At 53.4% G+C, this 22235-nt stretch carries 18 protein-coding genes and 1 tRNA gene; 10 read left to right on the forward strand and 9 right to left on the reverse strand.

Translation table 11 applies throughout. From position 1 onward, the window contains the following. Positions 1-91: 91 nt before the first annotated feature. From fadJ to KW829_RS05035, 3 genes are all read right to left on the reverse strand, one after another. On the reverse strand, positions 92-2239 hold the full coding sequence (fadJ, locus tag KW829_RS05025; protein ID WP_218307728.1) for a fatty acid oxidation complex subunit alpha FadJ: 2148 nt from the start codon (positions 2237-2239) through the stop codon (positions 92-94). After that, positions 2239-3549, reverse strand: a complete 1311-nt coding sequence (fadI, locus tag KW829_RS05030; protein WP_218307729.1) for an acetyl-CoA C-acyltransferase FadI — start codon at positions 3547-3549, stop codon at positions 2239-2241. Before fadI ends, fadJ begins: the two co-directional genes overlap by 1 nt. A 237-nt stretch (positions 3550-3786) precedes the next feature. After that, a complete protein-coding gene (locus KW829_RS05035; protein WP_010433204.1) occupies positions 3787-4071 on the reverse strand; it encodes a YfcZ/YiiS family protein in 285 nt (94 codons plus the stop codon). A 372-nt stretch (positions 4072-4443) separates the two neighbouring features. On the opposite strand from KW829_RS05035, the gene fadL reads away from it, so the two are divergent. Beyond that, positions 4444-5727 carry a long-chain fatty acid transporter FadL gene (gene fadL / locus KW829_RS05040; RefSeq protein ID WP_010433202.1) on the forward strand — a complete coding sequence of 428 codons (1284 nt, stop codon included), beginning with the start codon at positions 4444-4446 and terminating at the stop codon, positions 5725-5727. Positions 5728-5776: 49 nt separating this feature from the next. On the opposite strand, the gene mlaA is transcribed toward fadL, so the two are convergent. Next, on the reverse strand, positions 5777-6529 hold the full coding sequence (gene mlaA, locus KW829_RS05045; RefSeq protein WP_010433199.1) for a phospholipid-binding lipoprotein MlaA: 753 nt from the start codon (positions 6527-6529) through the stop codon (positions 5777-5779). Between the two features lie 315 nt (positions 6530-6844). On the opposite strand from mlaA, the gene KW829_RS05050 reads away from it, so the two are divergent. Both KW829_RS05050 and KW829_RS05055 read left to right on the forward strand, forming a co-directional pair. Beyond that, positions 6845-7774 (forward strand): formate/nitrite transporter family protein, encoded by a 930-nt coding sequence (locus tag KW829_RS05050; protein ID WP_108416662.1) that lies wholly within the window; start codon positions 6845-6847, stop codon positions 7772-7774. A 75-nt stretch (positions 7775-7849) separates the two neighbouring features. Beyond that, positions 7850-7921 (forward strand) — tRNA-Arg (locus KW829_RS05055). 26 nt (positions 7922-7947) lie between these two features. On the opposite strand, the gene KW829_RS05060 is transcribed toward KW829_RS05055, so the two are convergent. Continuing rightward, positions 7948-9327: a diguanylate cyclase gene (locus tag KW829_RS05060; protein WP_089597985.1), complete on the reverse strand. Its 1380-nt coding sequence runs from the start codon at positions 9325-9327 to the stop codon at positions 7948-7950. Between the two features lie 269 nt (positions 9328-9596). Between KW829_RS05060 and lpxP the strand changes: the two genes are divergently transcribed. Then, positions 9597-10514: a kdo(2)-lipid IV(A) palmitoleoyltransferase gene (lpxP, locus tag KW829_RS05065; protein WP_010433190.1), complete on the forward strand. Its 918-nt coding sequence runs from the start codon at positions 9597-9599 to the stop codon at positions 10512-10514. A gap of 357 nt (positions 10515-10871) precedes the next feature. Next, on the forward strand, positions 10872-10943 hold the full coding sequence (gene ypdK / locus KW829_RS23005; RefSeq protein WP_099458937.1) for a membrane protein YpdK: 72 nt from the start codon (positions 10872-10874) through the stop codon (positions 10941-10943). 55 nt (positions 10944-10998) lie between these two features. On the opposite strand, the gene alaC is transcribed toward ypdK, so the two are convergent. Further along, entirely contained in the window at positions 10999-12234 is a 1236-nt protein-coding gene (gene alaC / locus KW829_RS05075; protein WP_108416665.1) for an alanine transaminase, read from the reverse strand. A gap of 387 nt (positions 12235-12621) precedes the next feature. Here alaC and KW829_RS05080 point away from each other — a divergent pair, with 387 nt between their 5' ends. Both KW829_RS05080 and KW829_RS05085 read left to right on the forward strand, forming a co-directional pair. Next, entirely contained in the window at positions 12622-14319 is a 1698-nt protein-coding gene (locus tag KW829_RS05080; protein WP_174340867.1) for a sensor histidine kinase, read from the forward strand. 13 nt (positions 14320-14332) lie between these two features. Further along, positions 14333-15064, forward strand: a complete 732-nt coding sequence (locus KW829_RS05085) for a LytTR family DNA-binding domain-containing protein (protein ID WP_010433183.1) — start codon at positions 14333-14335, stop codon at positions 15062-15064. A 35-nt stretch (positions 15065-15099) separates the two neighbouring features. Here the strand turns inward: KW829_RS05085 and glk are convergent, their stop codons facing one another. Continuing rightward, positions 15100-16065, reverse strand: coding sequence for a glucokinase (gene glk / locus KW829_RS05090; RefSeq protein WP_089597886.1), 966 nt, complete (start codon positions 16063-16065; stop codon positions 15100-15102). Positions 16066-16270: 205 nt separating this feature from the next. On the opposite strand from glk, the gene KW829_RS05095 reads away from it, so the two are divergent. Next, positions 16271-17506, forward strand: coding sequence for an ion channel protein (locus tag KW829_RS05095; protein ID WP_218307730.1), 1236 nt, complete (start codon positions 16271-16273; stop codon positions 17504-17506). On the opposite strand, the gene ipdC is transcribed toward KW829_RS05095, so the two are convergent. After that, entirely contained in the window at positions 17507-19165 is a 1659-nt protein-coding gene (gene ipdC, locus KW829_RS05100; protein ID WP_218307731.1) for an indolepyruvate decarboxylase, read from the reverse strand. Positions 19166-19350: 185 nt separating this feature from the next. On the opposite strand from ipdC, the gene mgrA reads away from it, so the two are divergent. Further along, a complete protein-coding gene (gene mgrA, locus KW829_RS05105) occupies positions 19351-20340 on the forward strand; it encodes an L-glyceraldehyde 3-phosphate reductase (protein WP_218307732.1) in 990 nt (329 codons plus the stop codon). Positions 20341-20473: 133 nt separating this feature from the next. Continuing rightward, positions 20474-20827, forward strand: a complete 354-nt coding sequence (locus KW829_RS05110) for a DUF2502 domain-containing protein (protein WP_148400472.1) — start codon at positions 20474-20476, stop codon at positions 20825-20827. A 44-nt stretch (positions 20828-20871) separates the two neighbouring features. Here the strand turns inward: KW829_RS05110 and KW829_RS05115 are convergent, their stop codons facing one another. Next, positions 20872-22110, reverse strand: a complete 1239-nt coding sequence (locus KW829_RS05115; protein WP_108416672.1) for an Nramp family divalent metal transporter — start codon at positions 22108-22110, stop codon at positions 20872-20874. Between the last annotated feature and the right edge of the window lie 125 nt (positions 22111-22235).

Consider the following 22235-nt stretch of genomic DNA (forward strand, 5'->3'; position numbering starts at 1 on the left):
TTTTTACCTCAATGGCGTAAGTATAGTCAATCTCTGTTTACAAATTCGCCAAAACAGGTCTCTTCACCGAAGGATTTACCCTTCTTTGACCTCAGCTTACGAGGACAGTTTCCCTTGCAGGCCAAAATGTCTGGCCCCGTTCCGCCATCTGCAATAATTCGTCACAGGGTGTAAACCGTGGACCATATTGCGAAGCCAGACGTTGCAGAATTGCAACCACTTCACCCGCCCCGAGGGTGTCCATATACCGGAACGGGCCGCCAAGGAACGGCGGGAAACCAATACCAAATACGGCACCGATGTCACCATCGCGTGCGCTTCTGATCACCTGTTCGCCGAAACAGCGCGCCGCTTCGTTGAGCATCATCATCATACAACGCTCAGCACACTGCGCTGACGACAGTTTTCCCTGACCGGTAACAGAAATAAGCCCATAAACCGCAGGGTCGACCTGTTTCTTGCTTTTACGCCCTTTTGCCCCGTAAAGATAGAAACCGCGTTCATTTTTTCTGCCTTTGCGATCGTCCTTCAAAATTGCAGAAACAATGTTTGCAGGGGGGCTAAAACGGTCTCCGTAAGCAGCCTCCAGTACAGGTATAATTTTAGTGCCGGTATCTATTCCTACCTCATCCAAAAGTTGGATTGGGCCGACAGGGAAACCAAACTTCACCAGCGCCTCATCGACGTGCTCAATCTTCTCCCCTTCCGTCAGCAACCGCATTGCTTCATTAATGTAGGGAGCCAGAATACGATTGACGTAGAAGCCTGCTTTATCCGCCACGACAATCGGCGTTTTGCCCTGCTTTTTCGCGAGCTTGACCACCGTGGCAACGGTTTGCGGACTGGTGGTCGCGTGTGGAATAACCTCCACCAGCGGCATTTTTTCAACCGGGCTAAAGAAGTGCAGACCAATCACCTGCTCCGGTTGTGCGGCTTTCGCCGCGATGTCGCCAATCGGCAATGACGAGGTGTTTGAAGCAAAGATGGTATGCGGGGCGCAATGCTGTTCAACGTCTGCCACCATTTGCTGCTTGAGCGCCAGATCTTCAAAAACGGCTTCTATCACCAGATCGCGATGTGCAAAACCGCGGTAGTCCGTGGTGCCAGTGATCATCGAGAGTGTTTTATCGCGCTCGCTTGCTTTGATATGGCGGCGTTTAACCTTCTGATCAAGGTTCTGCCAGCTGTACTGAAGCGCGTGGTTGATTCCCTTAGGATTAATGTCTTTGATACGCACCGGCAATTTGCCTTTACTGGCAGTGACAAACGCAATTCCACCGCCCATCAGCCCGCCCCCCAGCACGCCAACGGCGCGCAGCGGCGCAGGCTCAGCTTCGCTTCCCGGATCTTTTTTGACGTCAGTGCTGGCAAAGAAGATGCTGCGCAGCGCCTGAGACTGCGGCGTCATCGCCAGTTCACCAAAGGCTTTTGCCTCGGCGGCATAACCGCTGCTGCTACCCTGCGACAAGCCGGTTTCAATTACTTCAAGAATGCGCTTCGCCGCCGGGTAGTTGCCTTTGGTTTTTTGCTCGGTCTTTTTGCTTACCATGTTGAACAGGAGCGCGCGCCCCAGTGGCCCTGCCAGCACGCGCTCACGCACAGGAAGAGGACGTTTTGCCTGACGCCCTTTCAGGGCCAGCTCAACGGCGGCCTCCAGCAAAATCGAGTGGGGAACCACCTCATCGACCAGTCCCACTTTCAGCGCCTGACGGGCGCGCAGTTGCTTGCCGGTTAATATCATCTCCAGCGCGGTACTCACCCCCACCAGACGCGGTAAACGCTGCGTTCCACCCGAGCCAGGTAACAGGCCTAACTGCACTTCCGGCAGGCCTAACACCGTTTTTGCATCATCGGTACAAATGCGGCTATGGCAGGCCAGCGCCAGCTCTAAACCGCCCCCCAGACAAGCGCCGTGAATGGCAGCAATCACCGGGAACGACAGGGCGTGGATCTCAGCCATCACCTGCTGCCCCTGACGCGCCAGCTCTTCGGCTTCCTGAGCGCTTTGCGCGCGGGCAATCATGTTGATATCTGCCCCGGCAATAAAGTTATCCGGCTTGGCCGAGATAAACACCAGACCGCGAATGGTTTTGTTTTCGCGAAGCTGCTTCAGCATCGCGCGCACCTGAACGCCAAATTCGGCCTTCAGGGTATTCATCTTTTCATCAGGCACATCAATAGTGATAACGGCCACGTTATCGAGGCGAACCGTTAGATTGAATGCAGATGGCATGTCCATTATTCAGCCTCCAGAACCATTGCTGCGCCAAGACCGCCTGCCGCGCAGGCGGTAACGAGACCAAACCCACCGCCGCGGCGACGAAGTTCATGTAACGTTTGGGTAATCATACGCGCGCCCGTTGCCGCAAACGGATGGCCGTAGGCAATGGATCCGCCAAGCACGTTAAACTTACTCTGATCCACTTCGCCGGTCGCGTGGGCGCGGCCCAGTACATCGCGCGCGAAGCGCTCGCTTGCCAGCAGCTGGATGTTTGCCAGGGTTTGTGCGGCAAAGGCTTCGTGCATATCGATCAGGGTTAAGTCAGCCAGCGTCAGCCCCGCACGCTCCAGCGCCAGCGGCGTGGACCAGGCTGGACCTAACAACATGTCCTGCCAGACATCAATCGCCGTAAACGCATAGCTTCGCAAATAACCCAGCGGGGTGATGCCAAGCTCCTTCGCACGGGATTCGGTCATCAGGATCACGGCCGCAGCACCGTCCGTCAGAGGTGTACTGTTGGCCGCCGTAACGGTGCCATGTTTACGGTCAAACGCCGGGCGCAGTTTTGCGTAATCCGCCAGCGTCGAAGTGCCACGGATATTGTTATCTTCCACCAGAGGTTCGCGGAAAGGCGGGATGTAAGCCGTCATCACCTCGTCGACAAGTTTGCCTTCCGACCAGGCCTTCGCAGCGAGCTGGTGCGAACGATGCGCCAGGGCATCCTGCTGTTCGCGGGTGATGCCGTAGGTCTTCGCCATCTGCTCAGCGGTATCGCCCATGCGCAGACCGGTTGAATATTCAGCCACCGCGGGCGGAACAGGCATCAGATCGCGCAGGCGTAAACGCGAGAAGAGTTTAAGTTTCTGGCCAGTAGTGCGGGCCTTGTTAGCATCCACGAGGATACGTGCCAGTTTTTTGCTGACCCCAATCGGCAGCACTGAAGAGGAGTCCGCCCCGCCCGCGATACCCGCGCGAATAGTCCCCGCCATCAGGCTTTCGGCCACGTTAGCCACCGCCTGAAAGCTGGTCGCGCAGGCGCGACTGACGCTGTAGGCATCGGTGTGCACATTCATTCCCGTGCCGAGAACAATTTCACGTGCAATGTTGGGGGCTTCAGGCATCTGCACGACCTGGCCGAAGACCAGCTGTTCGATGACCTCAGGCGGAATTTCGCTGCGAGCCAGCATCTCGCCTACGACCATTTTTCCCAGATCGACGGCCGGTATACCATGAAAGGCGGTTGCCTGACGCGCAAACGGCGTGCGCAACCCGCTAACAATGGCAATGCGATCACCTTGTCGGGTGATAAGCGGTAATGCCTGACTCATACCATTCCCCTGTAAAAAACTTTACACAAATATAAAGTGGTCTGACCTGATAACAGTCTTAACCATTTTTTTACATTCAGCCAATCGGGGAAGCATAAAAATGCGAGCTAAAACACAGAGAAGAAAAAGAAAATGCCCCGAGGTAAAAGCAAAACGGTAACCCTGAGGTTACCGTTTTTGATGTTTGCGCCCTCTCCCGTGGGAGAGGGTTGGGGTGAGGGCACCAGACCGCTGGAATTAACGCAGGCCCAGCTGGAAAATCAGCGTTTCAGCTTCACACGCAAAAACAAAATCGATATCCAGCTTCACGCCACCTTCCACTTCGGTAAAGGTCGACTTGATTTCGCACGGATCGGATTCGACTTCACGCGCACGTTGACTCAGCGCGGCCAGGGTTTCTTCCGCTTCGGCACGGCTAGTGAATACACGGCTGTAAGACGCGGTGCAATCGGTGTTGTCCATGATGGTGCCAACATCCATACAGCAGCAAACCGGGGTTTCATCAGCACTGCATTTACTCATAGCTCAATTTCCTCTGTATTCGCGCAAAGCGCGAGATAAACACGATGCTGATATTTTACGCCCCGCCGCTGGCTCTCTCCAGCCGTTAATGACGCAAAATCGGATAAGTGAGCAATATCACACTAAAAAATGATCTAAAACAAAATTCACCCTTTCGGGTGAGTCTCGCTGGTCACAATTTTGCCAACCAGATCTCGTTTCAAGAAACATGTTTGAAAATATTAATAAACAAACTTGCAACATATTAGCTGGTCAGACCTATACTCACGCCACTGGTCTGATTTGTATGTCATACCTCAGACCCTACACTTCGCGCTCCTGTTACGGTATGTAACAATTATTGAATAAAAATAACTCAATGAGGTTATGGTCATGAGCCAGAAAACCCTGTTCAAAAAGACTGCGCTGGCAGTCGCAGTGGCAATCGTCTCAACGTCCGCCTGGTCAGCGGGCTTCCAGTTAAACGAATTTTCTTCCTCTGGCCTTGGCCGTGCATATTCCGGGGAAGGCGCTATTGCTGATGACGCAGGTAACGCAAGTCGTAACCCTGCGCTTATCATGATGTTCGATCGCCCGACCTTCTCTGCTGGTGCGGTTTACATCGATCCTGATGTCAATATTTCCGGCAAATCGCCTTTCACCGGCGCGAGCCTGAAAGCGGATAACATCGCGCCGACAGCGTGGGTACCTAACCTGCACTTCGTTGCGCCGATTAATGAACAATTTGGTTGGGGTGCGTCAGTCACCTCTAACTATGGTCTGGCAACCGAGTTCAATAACAATTACCCGGCAGGCGAATATGGGGGCAAAACCGATTTAACTACCCTCAACCTGAACCTGAGCGGCGCGTATCGTCTCAATGACAACTGGAGCTTCGGCCTGGGCTTTGATGCCGTCTACGCTGATGCCAAAATTGAGCGTTATACCGGTGAACAAACTGCCGCTCTGCCGAAAAACAGCAACAAGATCGCCAGCCTGAAGGGCGATGAGTGGGGCTACGGCTGGAACGCGGGTATTCTGTATGAGCTGGACAAAAATAACCGCTGGGGTCTGACCTATCGCTCAGAAGTGAAAATTGATTTCGATGGCGATTACAAAAGCGGCATCCTGAGCCCTGTAAACGGCATGGTTCCGGGTGCAGGCACCACCATCCCGTGGGGCACGTCAAACCAGACCGTACCAGGTTCACTGTCACTGCATCTGCCAGAAATGTGGGAAGTCTCCGGTTACAACCGCGTCGCACCACAATGGGCTATTCACTATAGCCTGGCATACACCAGCTGGAGTCAGTTCGAAGAGTTGAAAGCGACCGGCACCAATGGTCAGACGCTGTTCTATAAGGACGAAAGTTTCCACGACGCATACCGTATTGCGCTGGGTACAACCTACTATATGGACGACAACTGGACGTTCCGTACCGGTATCGCGTTTGATGATAGCCCGGTTCCGGCTGATAAGCGCTCCATCTCCATCCCGGATCAGGACCGCTTCTGGCTGAGTGCTGGTGCAACCTATGCATTCAACGAGAATGCGTCAGTCGACGCTGGCGTCTCTTATATGCACGGTCAGAAAGTGACGTTCCAGGAAGGCCCTTACGAGTTCACCTCTGAAGGTAAAGCCTGGCTGTTCGGTACCAACTTCAACTACGCGTTCTAATCGCGAGAGAGATCAAAAAAGGTGAGCGTTGTTGCTCACCTTTTTTTATTTATTCCGAGTCGATATCTTTGAGTTCATTCTCGATGGCTTTCGCGTTCGGATTATCTTCCGGCTTCAGCTTGCCGCCATTGGCGATGAAGTCATGGTTCTGGAAGTACGCCTCACGCACCATGATATACGGATCGGAAGACTGGCGCAGCAGACCGTCAGAGTCCAGCAGTTGCGCACGCGTTTCGATCCCTTCCACCGTCCACTTACCAATCGACAGCGGCCAGGTCAGCCATGACAGCACAGGATACAGCGTATCCACCATATCGCCGCCATCATCACGCACGGTGAAACTGCCATAGAACGGCAGATGCACATACGGACCATAACCTACGCCGTAATGCCCCAGCGTGCTGCCGAAACGGTGCGGCTGTTCACGCTGCAGTTTTGTGTTTGCCATGCCAGCGACATCAATGAAGCCGCCCATACCCAGCAGGGAGTTCAGGAAGAAGCGCGTAAAGTGCACCATCCCCTGATACGGGTCACCTTGCAGGAAATAGTTCACCATCACCGCAGGCTCTTCCAGGTTACTGGTGAAATTGCTTAATCCATTACGCGCAGGTTGTGGAACATAATCGCGCCATGCCACCGCTACCGGGCGGACCACATACGGATCCAGCACGTTATAGTTGAAGCTGTACATCGAGCGGTTAAATCCTTCAAGAGGATCGGAGCGTCCCGTTTGCTCCCCGGAGCTGGCGCAGCCCACAAGCATCGTCGCGCCCAGCGCAAGCGCCGACAGCCGAAGTTTCATAATTATCTCCCTGTTCAGTATGGCTATCGTTGATTGCCATCCGTAACGGAGCATCTGTCGCTCCGTATGAAAACGTGCAAGTGATTGTAACAGCACGTTTCCCGATGTCTATGAGCACAATTACGGGCAGTAACCACCGTCACTCTGATCTCAGCATAGCCTGGCTTTAGGAATTCGTTTCGCTGGCAATTTTATAATGTCTTTGAAAGAGATGTATCACCTTTGTTGTCATTGCCACCAATTTAAGAGCATCCCCACAGGCATCACGATAAAAGCCGCTACGCTTTAAAGAAAGTTCATCCTCCAGGAGCGGTTATGAAAGAAGTGGGCGAAGAAAAAATTGGCGAGAGCAATGAGGACGTAGAAATTGAGAGTGAGGAAAAAGAGCGTGGCGAGAAGATAGAAATTGACGAAGATCGCCTGCCCTCTCGTGCGATGGCGATCCACGAACATATACGCCAGGATGGTGAAAAGGAGATGGAACGCGATGCCATGGCCCTGTTCTGGTCGGCGATTGCTGCGGGTCTCTCGATGGGTGCGTCACTGCTGGCCAAAGGCATATTTCATGTCCAGTTGGAGGGCGTGCCGGGTGGCTTTTTACTGGAAAATCTTGGCTACACCTTCGGCTTTATCATCGTCATCATGGCGCGCCAGCAGCTCTTTACTGAAAACACCGTCACTGCAGTGCTGCCCGTGATGCAAAACCCTACCCTGGGCAATTTCGGCTTGCTGATGCGGCTCTGGAGCGTGGTATTGCTTGGGAATATCATTGGTACAGGCATCGCAGCCTGGGCCTTTGAGTATATGCCGATATTTGATGAGCCCACCCGGGATGCGTTTGTAAAAATTGGCATGGATGTGATGAAAAACACGCCCTTAGAGATGTTCTCGAATGCGATTATCTCCGGCTGGATCATCGCCACCATGGTGTGGATGTTCCCCTCGGCAGGCAGCGCAAAAATTGTGGTGATCATTCTGATGACCTGGCTGATTGCGCTCGCCGATACCACGCACATCGTGGTGGGTACCGTTGAAATTCTCTATCTGGTCTTTAATGGCACGCTACACTGGAGCGATTTCTTCTGGCCGTTCGCCCTGCCGACGCTGGCGGGCAATATTTGCGGCGGGACCTTTATCTTCGCGCTGTTGAGCCATGCGCAAATCCGCAATGATATGTCGAACAAGCGTAAGGCCGAGCTCAAGGCGCAGGAAGATAATGAAAAATCGGCAAAAAAATCGGCCTGAATGGTGACTCTTTGAGCAGTCAGGCGGCAATGCGCTTAACGCAAAGTGTAAATAACGCTATACTCGTGCCGCCTCGTCCCCTTAGTTAAATGGATATAACGAGCCCCTCCTAAGGGCTAGTTGCAGGTTCGATTCCTGCAGGGGACACTTTCGTTCTTCCTGACTTCATAAAATCACTGCATTTTCCACAACTCCACACAGTTCCGTCCGCGTCGTTTTGCACCATACAGCGCTTCATCCGCTGCCTGTATCAGACGTTCATAGTCAGGATGTCCATTGAACATCGCCGCCCCGATTGAAAGGGAAAGAGAGATCGCCTCGCCGGTCGGGGAGCTAACCTTAATTTTTTCTACACGCTTGCGGATCCGTTCTGCGATACGCAGGGCGTCAGCTTCGGTGATTTCCGTCAGCACAATTAAAAACTCATCACCACCGTAGCGAAATACGTAGTCACAGGTGCGAACGTTGTCATAAAACGCACCCGCCACTTTTCGCAGGATTTCATCACCCGTATTGTGGCCCCAGGTATCATTGATTTGCTTGAATTTATCAACATCGATCAGTAGCGCCGACAGCGGCGTACCGGCACGGGTGGCATGGGTGATTTCACGTTTAAAAATGGTCGGCAGGAAGCGACGGTTCAGCAGTCGGGTGAGCACGTCCATTCCCACCTCATGGCGGGAAACCTCATCAAACAGCTCACGCAGCAGGGTAACGATTTGCGAGAGGGTGTTACGCACCTGCCGCAAAAATTTGACCTGCCGTGACCTGTCACGAAGCGCATCGTCAGCCTGGCGAACCTCATTAAACGCCTCGTCAAACTCCTGAATAAGACGGGAGATATGCCCTGCTTCGGCAATACCGCTGAAATAGTGACGTCCTTTATGGCTAAACCACAGCCCAAAATCTGATTGCCCGAGCGGTCGGCTGTTGCCTATGCTGGAATCTAACATCACCTTATAGAGTAGCGTCATTTCCCAGGTCAGCAGCGCAGCGGTCTGACGCTCCTTCTCTTCTTCCGCATTCTCCATCAGCGAGAAAATCCGGTAGTTTTCATCCTCTTTCGCCGCATTGTTCTCGCTGAAGACATACGCACGCGACATTACCTCCATCGCCAGATCGATACTGTTAATGGCGTAGTGATAAACGCTAAGCTTCACGTCAGAGGGATGGGGCGTGGCGTTAATGATGGGTAACAGCAATTTTTTCAGCACCCTGAAACCCATTTCGACCAGGTCGACAGAGATGCCGATACGGGCATGCACATCTGCAGCACGCTGCTGGGCGCGTATCTGCTCCTCAACCTGCCCAACCTGACAGGAGAGAACATCAACCAGCCACCGACGCAGCGCTTCCTGCAATTGTCTTTCCACCTGTTCAGTGGTCAAAAACTCAGCAACAATAGGATCGGCCAGAACAACACGATAGAACTCAGCAATCAGAACAGTGGCATGCTCGCTGGCAAGTTGGGCGGTAACTTGATGAATGTGTGGCTCAGTTTCATTGATCAGTTGCACCCACTCATCTTTCACCGTTTGCAGATATGTATCCATCGTAACGCCCTCAAAAGAGTGACTTTCGCTCATTTATAACAATAGCAAAATCAAGCCTCTCGGTAATCGCCGCTTTTTTAATCAAAAACGAGTAATAGCACATAACCTATAAGGGTGCTACATTATGCCGCCCATCCAATGTCAGCTATGGCCAGGTAACGCCGTAAAGATCGGTAAAGCCTGCAACCATGACCTTGCACTACGGTCTAATAGGCACGTGGTATCGCTAAGCGCGTTACTTTTACCGGTTTTACAAAGGTTCCTCTAATTTGTCTGAATCCTCATTCAAACGCGCGTTCTTGCACCCGCGTTACTGGTTTACATGGTTTGGTCTTGGCGTGCTTTGGTTGCTGGTCCAGCTTCCTTACCCGGTGATCCGCATACTGGGCTCAAGACTCGGCAGCGCATCGCGCTATTTCCTTAAACGTCGCGAGTCTATCGCACGTAAAAATCTTGAACTTTGCTTCCCGCACTACAATGCGCAGCAGCGCGAAAAGCTGATCGCTGAAAACTTTAAATCTATCGGCATGGCATTGCTGGAAACCGGTATGGCCTGGTTCTGGCCTGATGAACGCGTGCGTAAATGGTTTGATGTAGAAGGTCTGGATAACCTGAAGCGTGCCCAGGCGCAGAATCGGGGCGTGATGGTCGTCGGGGTTCACTTTATGTCTCTCGAACTCGGTGGACGCGTGATGGGGCTTTGCCAGCCGATGATGGCAACCTACCGTCCACACAACAGCGCGCTGATGGAGTGGGTTCAGACTCGCGGCCGTATGCGCTCAAACAAGGCAATGATCAGCCGTAACAATCTGCGCGGCATGGTCGGTGCGCTGAAAAAAGGTGAGGCCGTCTGGTTTGCACCCGATCAGGATTATGGCCGTAAAGGCAGCAGCTTCGCGCCTTTCTTCGCCGTTAAAGATGTTGCTACGACCAATGGCACCTTTGTGATTTCACGCCTTTCTGGTGCCGCTATGCTGACCGTAACGATGGTCAGAAAAGCGGATAAATCAGGTTATCGCTTGCACATCTCCCCGGAAATGGCGAACTACCCGGAAAATGAGTGTGAAGCCGCGACCTTTATCAACAAGGTTATCGAGTTCGAGATCATGCGTGCACCTGAGCAGTATTTGTGGATGCACCGCCGCTTCAAAACCCGTCCGCTGGGCGAAGCCTCTCTCTATATCTAAGCCTTCCAGAAGGTTAGTTTCGCTAAGAAACTAACCTTTTCAATCACCTGTAATTACCCTGAGTAACCGTCTTTTTTCTGCGTCGCTCAACGGGAATTTATTGCGTACTGAAATCAAACTGTCGCCGTTCCACGACACTCGTAAGTATCGGAAAGTATTTAGAAAAATCCCACTTGTCACCCCCCATTTTTAGGCGTACATTAGCGCCGTCTGACAATGGGAAGCGCAGAATTCTGAGGTGGAGTCTGAGGCGTAGCGGGATAATTCCGATTTCCGTTTTAGCCCGATTTCAACTCTCTATAATCAGGTGGACTCTGTTTTTGAATGCGTACCACAAGATACGCGGAGTGATGAAACGTGAAATATTTCTTTATGGGCATTTCGGTGATTGTTTTAGTCTGGGCCGGAACCTTTGCCCTGATGATCTAGCAAAGAACATGCAGTCAAAAAAACAGGCGCTCAAGGCGCCTGTTTTTTTGTGTCGTCAGGTTTCGGGCTGTTCAGCCACATTTTTTGATGAGAGAAGCCCGTCAGCCCGGAACATGCTCTTAATCCCCCTGACCGCCTGACGAATGCGGTCGCTGTTTTCAATCAACGCAAACCGCACATGAGTATCGCCATAATCGCCAAACCCGATGCCCGGCGAGACGCACACTTTCGCATCCTGCAGGAGCTTCTTGGCAAACTCCAGCGACCCCATTGCCGCATAGGGCTCAGGAATTTTAGCCCAGACGTACATGGACGCCTTCGGCATTTCCACCATCCAGCCCGCTTCATGCAGACCTTTCACCAGCACATCGCGACGCCGCTTATACTGGGCAGCAATATCCTGTACACACTGCTGATCGCCTTCAAGCGCAGCAATTGCAGCAACCTGTAGCGGCGTAAATGTGCCGTAGTCGTGGTAACTCTTTATACGCGCCAGCGCATTTACCAGCGTCTTGTTACCCACCATAAAGCCAATGCGCCAACCCGCCATGTTGTAACTTTTCGACAGCGTGAAGAACTCGACCGCCACATCGCGTGCGCCCGGCACCTGCATAATGGAAGGCGCCTTCCATCCGTCGTAGACAATATCCGCATAGGCGAGATCGTGAACTACCAGCACGTCGTAACGTTTTGCCAGGGCGACCACTTTCTCGAAGAATTCGAGCTCAACGCACTGGGCCGTTGGGTTCGACGGGAAACCGAGGATCATCATCTTTGGTTTCGGGTAGCTTTCACGAATCGCGCGTTCCAGTTCGTTAAAGAAGTCTACGCCTTCCACCAGCGGCACAGAGCGAACCTGCGCGCCAGCAATCACCGCACCGTAGATATGGATCGGATAGCTGGGGTTTGGCACCAGCACGGTATCACCATGATCCAGTGTCGCCAGCATCAGGTGTGCCAGCCCTTCTTTCGAGCCAATGGTGACAATGGCTTCACTTTCAGGATCGATGTCCACCTGGTAGCGATCCTGGTACCAGCGGGAAATGGCACGACGTAATCGAGGAATACCGCGAGACGTTGAGTAACCATGCGTATCCGGGCGCTGGGCAACTGTACAGAGTTTCTCAACAATATGCGGCGGCGTTGGGCCGTCAGGGTTACCCATGCTGAAATCGATGATATCTTCGCCGCGCCGACGCGCAGCCATCTTCAGCTCAGCAGTGATATTGAAAACATAAGGGGGGAGACGATCGATACGCGTGAAACGGCGTTCAGGACTGAATTCAGCCATAGATTCCTCAGATTAACGTTAGCGCCCGGACCGTCCGAGCGACGCTGCCACCGATGTGGCGTGCTTAGAAAATAACCTGAAAAAAAACATGCTGTCGAGAGGGAAAGTAAAAAAAAGATATCGCGTTAAAACAGGAACCCTGCTGTCGCTAAAAGCGGAAGGCTGATGACGTAAAATGGTTTTTTAATACCTGTTATTTAACATGATGTTATCATAACCATTACCTCGCTGCGCTTCGTTCAGAAAAATTCAGCCGGACTGAAGAACTTTCCGAACAATCCCCTTTACAAACTGTGGTTTTTCCTCATTTGATAAACCTGACGGATAGCTGGTCAATACGCGCCAGGTTTTTTATCATGGTTCTTTCCCGATTCTCCAGGTTCACTTGTGCACGAAATATTCGATATGCTGCTGGCGGTATTTGATCGCGCAGCGCTAATGCTGATTTGTCTGTTTTTCCTCATTCGCATTCGCCTGTTCCGCGAGCTTCTGCACAAGTCAGCGCACTCGCCAAAAGAGCTGCTGGCCGTAACCGCCATCTTTTCGATGTTTGCCCTTTTCAGCACCTGGTCCGGAGTACCTGTCGAAGGGTCGCTGGTCAACGTGCGCATTATCGCCGTGATGTCAGGCGGGATACTGTTTGGCCCCTGGGTTGGGGTGATCACTGGATTGATTGCCGGCACACACCGCTATTTGATTGATATCGGCGGCGTGACGGCTATTCCGTGCTTTATTACCAGCATTATCGCCGGGATCCTGTCCGGCTGGATTAACCGCAAATTCCCCAAAAAGCAGCACTGGCGCGCCGGGATCATCGCGGGCATGGTGTGTGAAACCTTGACCATGATTTTGGTTGTGGTGTGGGCACCCACGACCGCTCTTGGGCTGGATATTGTTTCGAAAATCGGTATTCCGATGATCCTCGGCAGCGTCTGCATAGGCTTTATTGTCCTGCTGGTGCAAAGTGTGGAAGGGGAAAAAGAGGCCAGCGCCGCACGTCAGGCCAAGCTGGCACTCGATATTGCCAACAAAACGCTGCCGCTGTTCCGCCACGTTAACGTTGAGTCTTTACGCCAGGTCTGCGATATCATCCGTCGTGATATTCACGCCGATGCCGTCGCCATCACCAATATCGACCACGTGCTGGCCTACGTGGGCGTCGGGGAGCACAACTATCGTGACAACGACGACACCATCAGCCCAACCACCCGACAGGCGATCAACTACGGTAAAATCATCATTAAAAACAATGATGAAGCCCACAGGACGCCCGAAATACATTCCATGCTGGTGATCCCATTGTGGGAGAAAGGGGTCGTCACGGGCACGCTGAAGATTTACTACTGCCATGCGCACCAGATCACCTCCTCATTGCAGGAAATGGCGATTGGTCTGTCGCAAATCATCTCAACTCAGTTGGAAGTCTCGCGCGCGGAGCAGCTGCGCGAAATGGCAAATAAGGCAGAGCTACGCGCGCTGCAAAGTAAAATTAATCCTCATTTCCTGTTTAACGCGCTGAACGCCATCTCCTCCTCCATTCGCCTTAATCCGGACACCGCCCGCCAGCTGATTTTCAACCTGTCACGCTATCTGCGCTACAACATTGAATTGAAAGATGACGAGCAGATCGACATCAAAAAAGAGCTTTATCAAATCAAAGATTACATCGCGATCGAGCAGGCCCGCTTTGGCGATAAGCTCACCGTCATTTACGATATTGATGAAGAGGTCAACTGCGTGATCCCAAGCCTGCTGATCCAGCCGCTGGTGGAAAACGCCATTGTCCACGGAATTCAGCCGTGCAAAGGCAAAGGCGTAGTGACCATTAGCGTGACCGAGAGCGGGAATCGCGTGCGCATTGCGGTGCGCGATACCGGCCACGGTATCGACCCAAAGGTTATTGAACGCGTGGAATCCAACGAAATGCCGGGCAATAAGATTGGCCTTTTGAATGTCCACCATCGGGTCAAACTGCTGTACGGCGACGGGCTGCACATTCATCGCCTGGAGCCGGGCACAGAAATCGCGTTTTACGTGCCGAATGAACGCACCCCCGTTCATGCACCAATATCCCTGATGCCATAGGCCGGAGTTACAGATGAAAGTCATCATTGTGGAAGATGAGGTTCTGGCTCAACAGGAGCTGAGCTGGCTCATCAAAACGCACAGCCAGATGGAGATTGTAGGCACATTCGAAGATGGCCTGGACGTGCTGAAGTTTCTCCAGCACAACCGGGTCGATGCCATTTTTCTCGATATTAATATTCCGTCGCTGGATGGCGTGCTGCTGGCGCAAAATATTAATCAGTTTGCCCACAAGCCCTTTATTGTCTTTGTTACCGCGTGGAAAGAGCACGCCGTGGAGGCCTTCGAGCTGGAAGCGTTTGACTACATCCTCAAGCCTTATCAGGAGTCGCGTATTATCAGCATGCTGCAAAAGCTGGAAGCGGCATGGAAACAGCAAGCCGCGCCTGCGACCGCAAGCCCTGCTATCCGGGAGAATGACACCATTAATCTGGTGAAGGATGAAAGGATCATCGTCACGCCTATCGACGATATTTATTACGCCGAAGCACATGAAAAGATGACGTTTGTCTATACGCGACGTGAATCGTACGTGATGGCGATGAACATCACCGAGTTTTGCAGCAAGCTACCTGCGGCGCACTTCTTCCGCTGCCACCGTTCGTTTTGCGTCAATTTGAACAAGATCCGCGAGATCGAACCCTGGTTTAACAACACGTATATTTTGCGTCTGAAGGATCTCGACTTCCAGGTGCCGGTGAGCCGCAGCAAGGTAAAAGAGTTTCGCCAGCTGATGCACCTGTGAGCGTTCCCCTCTCCCGCTGGAGAGGGGAATGACCATCAGAGAATTTGTCCCAGAACCTGACGCAAATGCGCACCCGAGCCCAGCAGCCCTGGATTATCGTGCACAATCAGGTAAACAGGGATGTCCTGCACGTAGCTTCTGAAGCGCCCTTTATCTTCAAACCCGCCGCGGAAACCAGAGGCTTTAAAGAACTCGAGGAAGCGCGGCATGATACCGCCCGCAATATAGACCCCACCAAACGTGCCCAGCGTCAGCGCCAGGTTGCCGCCGAAGCGCCCCATAATCACGCAAAACAGGGACAAGGCACGACGGCAATCGATGCAGCTGTCCGCCAGGGCGCGCTCGGTCACGTCTTTAGGCTGCAGATTTTCAGGCAGACGACCATCAGATTTCACAATCGCACGGTACAAATTGACCAGCCCGGGACCCGACAGCACGCGTTCGGCAGAAACGTGGCCGATTTCAGCACGTAACTCTTCGAGGATAATGCCCTCTTCTTCACTGTTCGGTGCGAAATCAACGTGGCCGCCTTCGCCCGGCAGACTGACCCAGCGCTTATCGACGTGGACAAGGTGAGAGACGCCCAGCCCGGTTCCCGCGCCGTAAACCGCAATCGGCTTGCCTTCGACCGGCGCCGTGCCGCCAAACTGGATCAGGTGTTCCGGCTTCAGCATCGGGATCGCCATCGACACCGCCGTGAAGTCATTGATGATTTCAAGATGCGCAAAGCCGAGGTTTTTTTTCATTTCGGCAATGGAGAAGGCCCAGGTGTGGTTGGTCATAGCCACCCAGTCACCGGTAATCGGGCACGCAATAGCGATACAGCCGTCTTCGACGCTGACCTTATGCTCTTCAAGATATACGCGAACCACGGCTTCCAGACTTGGATAATCCAGCCCTGAATAGGTTTTCGCCTGGGAAATGTCACCGCTATTTACATCGCAGAGTGCAAGGCGCGCGTTCGTGCCGCCCACATCACCTACCAAAGCATACTTTGTCATTCTTCTACTGCTCCGCTAAAGTCAGAATAAATCTTTGGAACACTGTAAATTCAAGGCGTGATAACAACAACGACCAGAAAGTGAATGCCCCAGGATTATCGATCTTCGTCACAGAATAACTTTACCGTTTCAGCACCTTTTGCACTATTGCCATAAAGCTGATTGTGCAAAGTAACGTTATACCGTTTTGTACAAGGAAATCATCATGCTCCACCCGCGAGCCAGAACCATGCTGTTATTAGCAATACCGGCGCTCGTTATTGGCGTTGCTTCAAGCCTGGTGCTCATCGTCGTGATGAAAGTCGCGTCGGTACTGCAAGCGATGTTATGGACCGCCCTGCCTGCCAATATTGGCTTCAGCCCTGATTCTCCTGTATGGATTATCGTCATGCTGACGCTCACCGGTATTGCGGTGGGTTTGGTAATTCGTTTCAGTCCGGACCATGCCGGGCCCGATCCCGCGCAGGAACCGTTGATCGGCGCGCCCGTCAGCCCGGCAGCGCTGCCGGGACTGATCGTTGCGCTGATCGTGGGTCTGGCGGGCGGCGTCAGCCTGGGGCCTGAACATCCGATCATGGCAGTAAATATCGCGCTGGCGGTTTTCCTGGGTTCGCGCATTTTACCGCGCGTCAACGCGCTGGACTGGACGATCCTGGCCTCTGCAGGCACCATCGGCGCGCTGTTCGGCACACCCGTCGCCGCCGCGCTGATCTTCTCCCAGACGCTGAGCGGTAATAATGACGTCCCGCTCTGGGACAAACTCTTTGCGCCGCTGATGGCCGCCGCTGCCGGTGCGTTGACCACCAGCCTGTTTTTCCATCCCCACTTCTCTCTCCCTCTCCCCCACTATGGCCAGATGCAGGTCGCGGACATTTTCAGCGGCGCAATTGTGGTCGCCATGGCCATTGCGCTGGGCATGGTCGCAGTATGGTGTCTTCCGCGCCTGCATCGGCTGATGCATAAGCTCAAACATCCGGTGCTGATTCTGGGCGTCGGGGGGCTGCTTCTCGGCATTCTGGGCGCTATCGGCGGAAAAGTGACGCTGTTTAAAGGCCTGGACGAAATGCAGCAGCTGGCATTCAGTCAGGTGTTTAGCGTGTCGGATTATCTGCTGTTTGCGGTGATAAAGCTGGCGGCGCTGGTCGTGGCCGCCGCGTGCGGTTTTCGTGGCGGACGCATCTTCCCGGCGGTGTTTGTCGGGGTAGCGTTAGGTCTGATGTTGCACGAGCATGTGGACGCCGTACCGGCTGCGATAACCGTTTCGTGCTCGATTCTCGGGCTGGTACTGGTAGTGACGCGGGATGCGTGGCTGAGCCTGTTTATGGCCGCCGTGGTGGTGCCTGACTCTACCCTCTTCCCTCTGCTCTGTATCGTGATGTTGCCCGCCTGGCTCCTGCTGGCGGGCAAACCGATGATGATGGCCTGGCGAAACGATAAGTGATCAGGCGCTATTTCGCGCCTCCAGCGCTTTGGTTATCGCGCCCAACAGCGGGGGAATATCCGCTTTGGGCAGCATGACCTCAATGAGCGAAAGCCGCTCATGGTGCGCCACTTTTTCCAGCACGTCCGCCAGCTGATCGACTTCACTGACCCGCCAGCATTCGGCCTGAGGATCCAGGCTCAGTGCCTGCGGGATCTGCGTCCAGTTCCACAGGGCGATATCGTTGTACCGCTGTTCAGGTCCGTGTATGGCCCTCTCAACCGTGTACCCTTCATTGTTGAGCACCAGGATAATCGGGCGCTGCTTATCGCGCAGCATTGAGCCCATTTCCTGAATCGTCAGCTGTGCGGCACCATCCCCGGTCAGGACAATCACGCGCCGGTCCGGGCATGCCGTCTGCGCGCCAAAGGCCGCCGCCAGCGTGTAGCCAATCGACCCCCAGAGCGGCTGAACGATAAAATTAACGTCCGCAGGTAAGCGAAGATCGATCGCGCCAAACGCCGAGGTACCCTGATCGGCAAGAATAATGTCGCCGGGGCGAATGAAGGTTTGCAGCGTGCTCCAGAAGTTCTCCTGCGTGAGTGAAGCGCCCTCTGCAGGCCAGGAAAAACCACTGTGTGTCGAGGGTGCAGGGCTTTCATGCACATGTTGTTTGCATAACTCTGCCAGCGTCTCAATCGCCTGCAGCATGGGAATGCCCGTAAACCAGACGTCGCCCACGCGGGAAGCATGAGGCTGCACTTCGATGGTCTGAGCGGGAGTGAGCTGGTGAGTGAACCCGGCGGTCAGGGTATCGGTAAACCGCGTACCAATGCACAGCACTGTGTCAGCTCTTTCAATCGCCTCTTTGACCGGCTCCGCGCTCGCTGAACCACTGTAAGTGCCGTAAAAACCCGCCTGACGCTCATCAAAAATCCCTTTCCCCATCAACATGGTGGCGTGTGCCATCGGCACCTCTTTCACCCATTTCTGCAGCGCAGGTTTTAGCCCATGGCGGAGCACCAGAAAATCGGCCAGCAGCGCGGTCCGTTTGCTCATGGCCAGGCGACTCCGGGCGGCATCACGAAACGCTTTGAGACAGGCATTGTCCGCGTGAACAGGCTTAACGGTGAGAGCGCTTACAGGTGGCGTCGCGGCTTTTTTCGCCACATCCGCAGGCAACATCAAATAGCCAGGACGGCGTTCGCGCAGCATGGTGGTCAGCACGCGGTCAATTTCGTAGCAGGCATTTTGTTCAGTCAGGATCGCCTGCGCGACGGTGATAGGTTCGCTCATATGGTAAAAATGACGGAACTCACCGTCACCTAAGGTATGGTGCAATAACTCGCCTTTTTGCTGCGCCGCCATTCCCGGCGCCCCCACAATATGCAACACGGGAACGTGTTCGGCAAAGCTACCCGCCACCCCGTTCATGGCGCTTAGCTCTCCGACGCCGAATGTGGTTAACAGCGCGGCAAAGCCCTTACATCGGGCATAGCCGTCTGCGGCATATGACGCGTTAAGCTCGTTGGCACAACCCACCCAACAGATATCCGGGCTGTCTATTACATGGTCGAGAAACTGCAGGTTATAGTCGCCCGGCACGCCAAACAGATGATCGGTTCCACAATCAGTCAGACGGTCCAGCAGGTAATCGGCGACGCAGTATGGGGTACGCATAAACAGGTATCCTTCTAATGTTATTCTCACCTTGAGTATTAAATAAGCGTGATGGCTGTCCAGAAAAGGCAGTAAGAAGGAGTTGGAAAGAATGCTTTACAAAAAATGCTGCGCTATTCTCTCTTTCTTCGCGTTAGTGTAATCGTATACACACGTTTTTCTTATCAGCGTCAGAGGTCACGATCATGCGTTATCAGCCGGATAAAAATCATTATAAGACAATGCAGTATCGCCGCTGCGGACAAAGCGGGTTGAAATTGCCCGCCATCTCGCTTGGGCTTTGGCATAACTTTGGCGATGCCACGCTCATCGAAAACAGCCGTCAACTTTTACAGCGCGCGTTCGATTTGGGGATTACGCATTTCGACCTTGCCAACAACTATGGTCCTCCTCCCGGTTCAGCTGAACGTAATTTCGGGCGCATTTTGCTGGAAGATTTTCTCCCCTGGCGCGATGAGTTAATTATCTCGACGAAAGCAGGATATACCATGTGGGACGGTCCCTACGGCGACTGGGGCTCGCGTAAATACCTGATATCGAGTCTGGATCAGAGCCTGAAACGCATGGGGCTGGAGTATGTCGACATCTTCTATCATCACCGCCCGGCCCCGGAAACACCGCTTCAGGAAACCATGAAAGCGCTCGACCATCTGGTGCGACAGGGCAAGGCACTGTACGTCGGGTTATCCAACTACCCTGCGGAACTGGCGCGCCAGGCAATTGAAATCCTTCACGACCTCGGTACGCCTTGTCTTATCCACCAGCCGAAATATTCGATGTTTGAGCGTGCCCCTGAAGCGGGTTTACTGGATGTACTGCAGCAGACAGGGGTTGGGTGTATACCCTTCTCTCCTCTCGCGGGTGGTCAATTAACCAACCGTTATCTGAACGGCATTCCATCGGACTCCCGTGCGGCCAGCGGCAGCAAGTTCCTGAACCCGGATCAGCTCACCGAAGAAAAGCTGGTAAAAGTGCGCAAGTTAAACGCCCTTGCCGAAAGCCGCGGTCAGAAGCTATCGCAGATGGCTCTGGCCTGGATTTTACGCCACGATACTGTGACTTCTGTACTGATTGGGGCCAGTAAAACCGCGCAAATTGATGACGCGGTGGGCATGCTGGACAATCGCCATTTCTCGGAAGATGAATTGACGCGGATCGAAGATATTCTGGCCTGAACAAATTAAAGCCGATTTTAGCAAAAAGTGCTCTTATCTATGAATTCGGAGTTGAGGCGATGAAACGAGGCTTTACCAACTCGTAATATTGCGTTAACAGGCCCACAAGGCCCCGATCGTGAAGGAGAAGAGTATGTTCAGGTCACTGATTTTAGCAGCGGTATTAATGGCTTCTGCCCCGCTGGTCGCCAATGCTGGCGAGATCACCCTGTTGCCATCAGTAAAATTACAAATTGGCGATCGTGATGACTACGGCAGATACTGGGACGGTGGCTACTGGCGCGACCGTGATTACTGGAACCGTCATTATGAATGGCGTGGCGACCGCTGGCGCAAGCATGATAATGGTCGGCATCGCGGCTGGTATAAAAACAACGCCTATGAGCGTGGCTATCGTGAAGGCTGGAACGATCGCGATGACCGTCGTGGCGGCTGGGGTGGACACGGCGGTAAACATGGTCACGGTGGTCACGGCCATCGTCACTAACGTAAACTAACGTAAAAAGGAGCCTTTTGGCTCCTTTTTTTGTTTTAAAGACCCAGCGCGGTTCCGACTAACAACCACAGATTCAGCGCCACCACCACAACCACAATCGCCCACCCGGTCCTTTTCACCAGCGTCGAGTTCACGAGATCGCCCATCAGTGTTTTATCGCTGGTAAAAATTAACAATGGCACCAGCGCAAGGGCAATACCAAAACTCAGCAGGACCTGGCTCATTACCAAAATGCGGGTAGGATCCAGCCCCATCAGAATCACAATAAACGACGGCAGCATGGTGACGGCACGACGCACCCACAGCGGAATATGAAAACGCACGAATCCCTGCATCACCACTTGTCCCGCCAGCGTACCTACCACCGTTGAAGAGAGGCCAGCAGCCACCAGGCTCAGCCCAAATATCGTTGCTGCGGCATGGCTCAGTAACGGTTCCAGCGTCAGATAAGCCTGATCGAGATCGGCAATCCCCGTGTGACCATTAAAGTGGAAAGCGGCAGCAGCGGTGGCCATCATCGCCAGATTCACGAAACCGGCAATTGTCATGGCAAACGCGACATCCCATTTTGTCGCGGAATAGCGTTCCTTACGGGTGCCACCGTGCAGATGTTGTGTCAGGGAGGAGTGCAGGTAAATCACATGCGGCATAATGGTCGCCCCGAGGACGCCAGCAGCCAGGAATACCGCTTCAGAGGTGGGCAGACTTGGGATCACCATCCCTTTACTCAGCTGCACCAGATTCGGCTGGGAGAAGATCAGCTCCACAATATAGGCTGCAGCAACAAACAGCAGCAGACCACCGATGACTTTTTCCAGCGGCTTCTGTCCTCGGCGCTGCAGCATCAGAATAAGGAAAGTCGCAATCCCGGTCAGCACTGCCCCCTGCAACAATGACACGCCGAGGATCAGTTTAAATCCAATCGCAGCCCCTATGAATTCAGCAAGGTCGGTTGCCATGGCGATAATTTCAGCCTGGACCCAGTACAGCCAAACCGCCGGACGCGGGTAGTGGTCGCGGATCTGCTCGGCCAGGTTTTTGCTCGTGGCAATGCCGAGCTTCGCTGAGAGCATCTGGATCAGCATGGCCATCAGGTTTGCCCAGACGACCACCCACAGCAATGTGTAGCCGAAGCTGGCTCCGGCCTGAATGTTGGTCGCAAAATTGCCCGGATCGATATAGCCAATGGCAGCAATGAACGCAGGTCCCATTAATGCGAACCGCAACTTGCGCGCTGCTCTGCCACTGCTACCTTCTACGCGACTGTTTGTCATTTCTGCCTCTGAAATATAGCCTTTGCTATGTTTAATGCTATCAAAATGAGAATGATTATCAAGATCATTTGTAAGGTTTGTAATGATTTCTCTGATAGCTTTTGACGATAGATGGGCAGGTGAGA

The sequence above is a fragment of the Enterobacter sp. ENT02 genome, assembly GCF_019219165.1.
GTDB classification, from domain to species: domain Bacteria; phylum Pseudomonadota; class Gammaproteobacteria; order Enterobacterales; family Enterobacteriaceae; genus Enterobacter; species Enterobacter mori.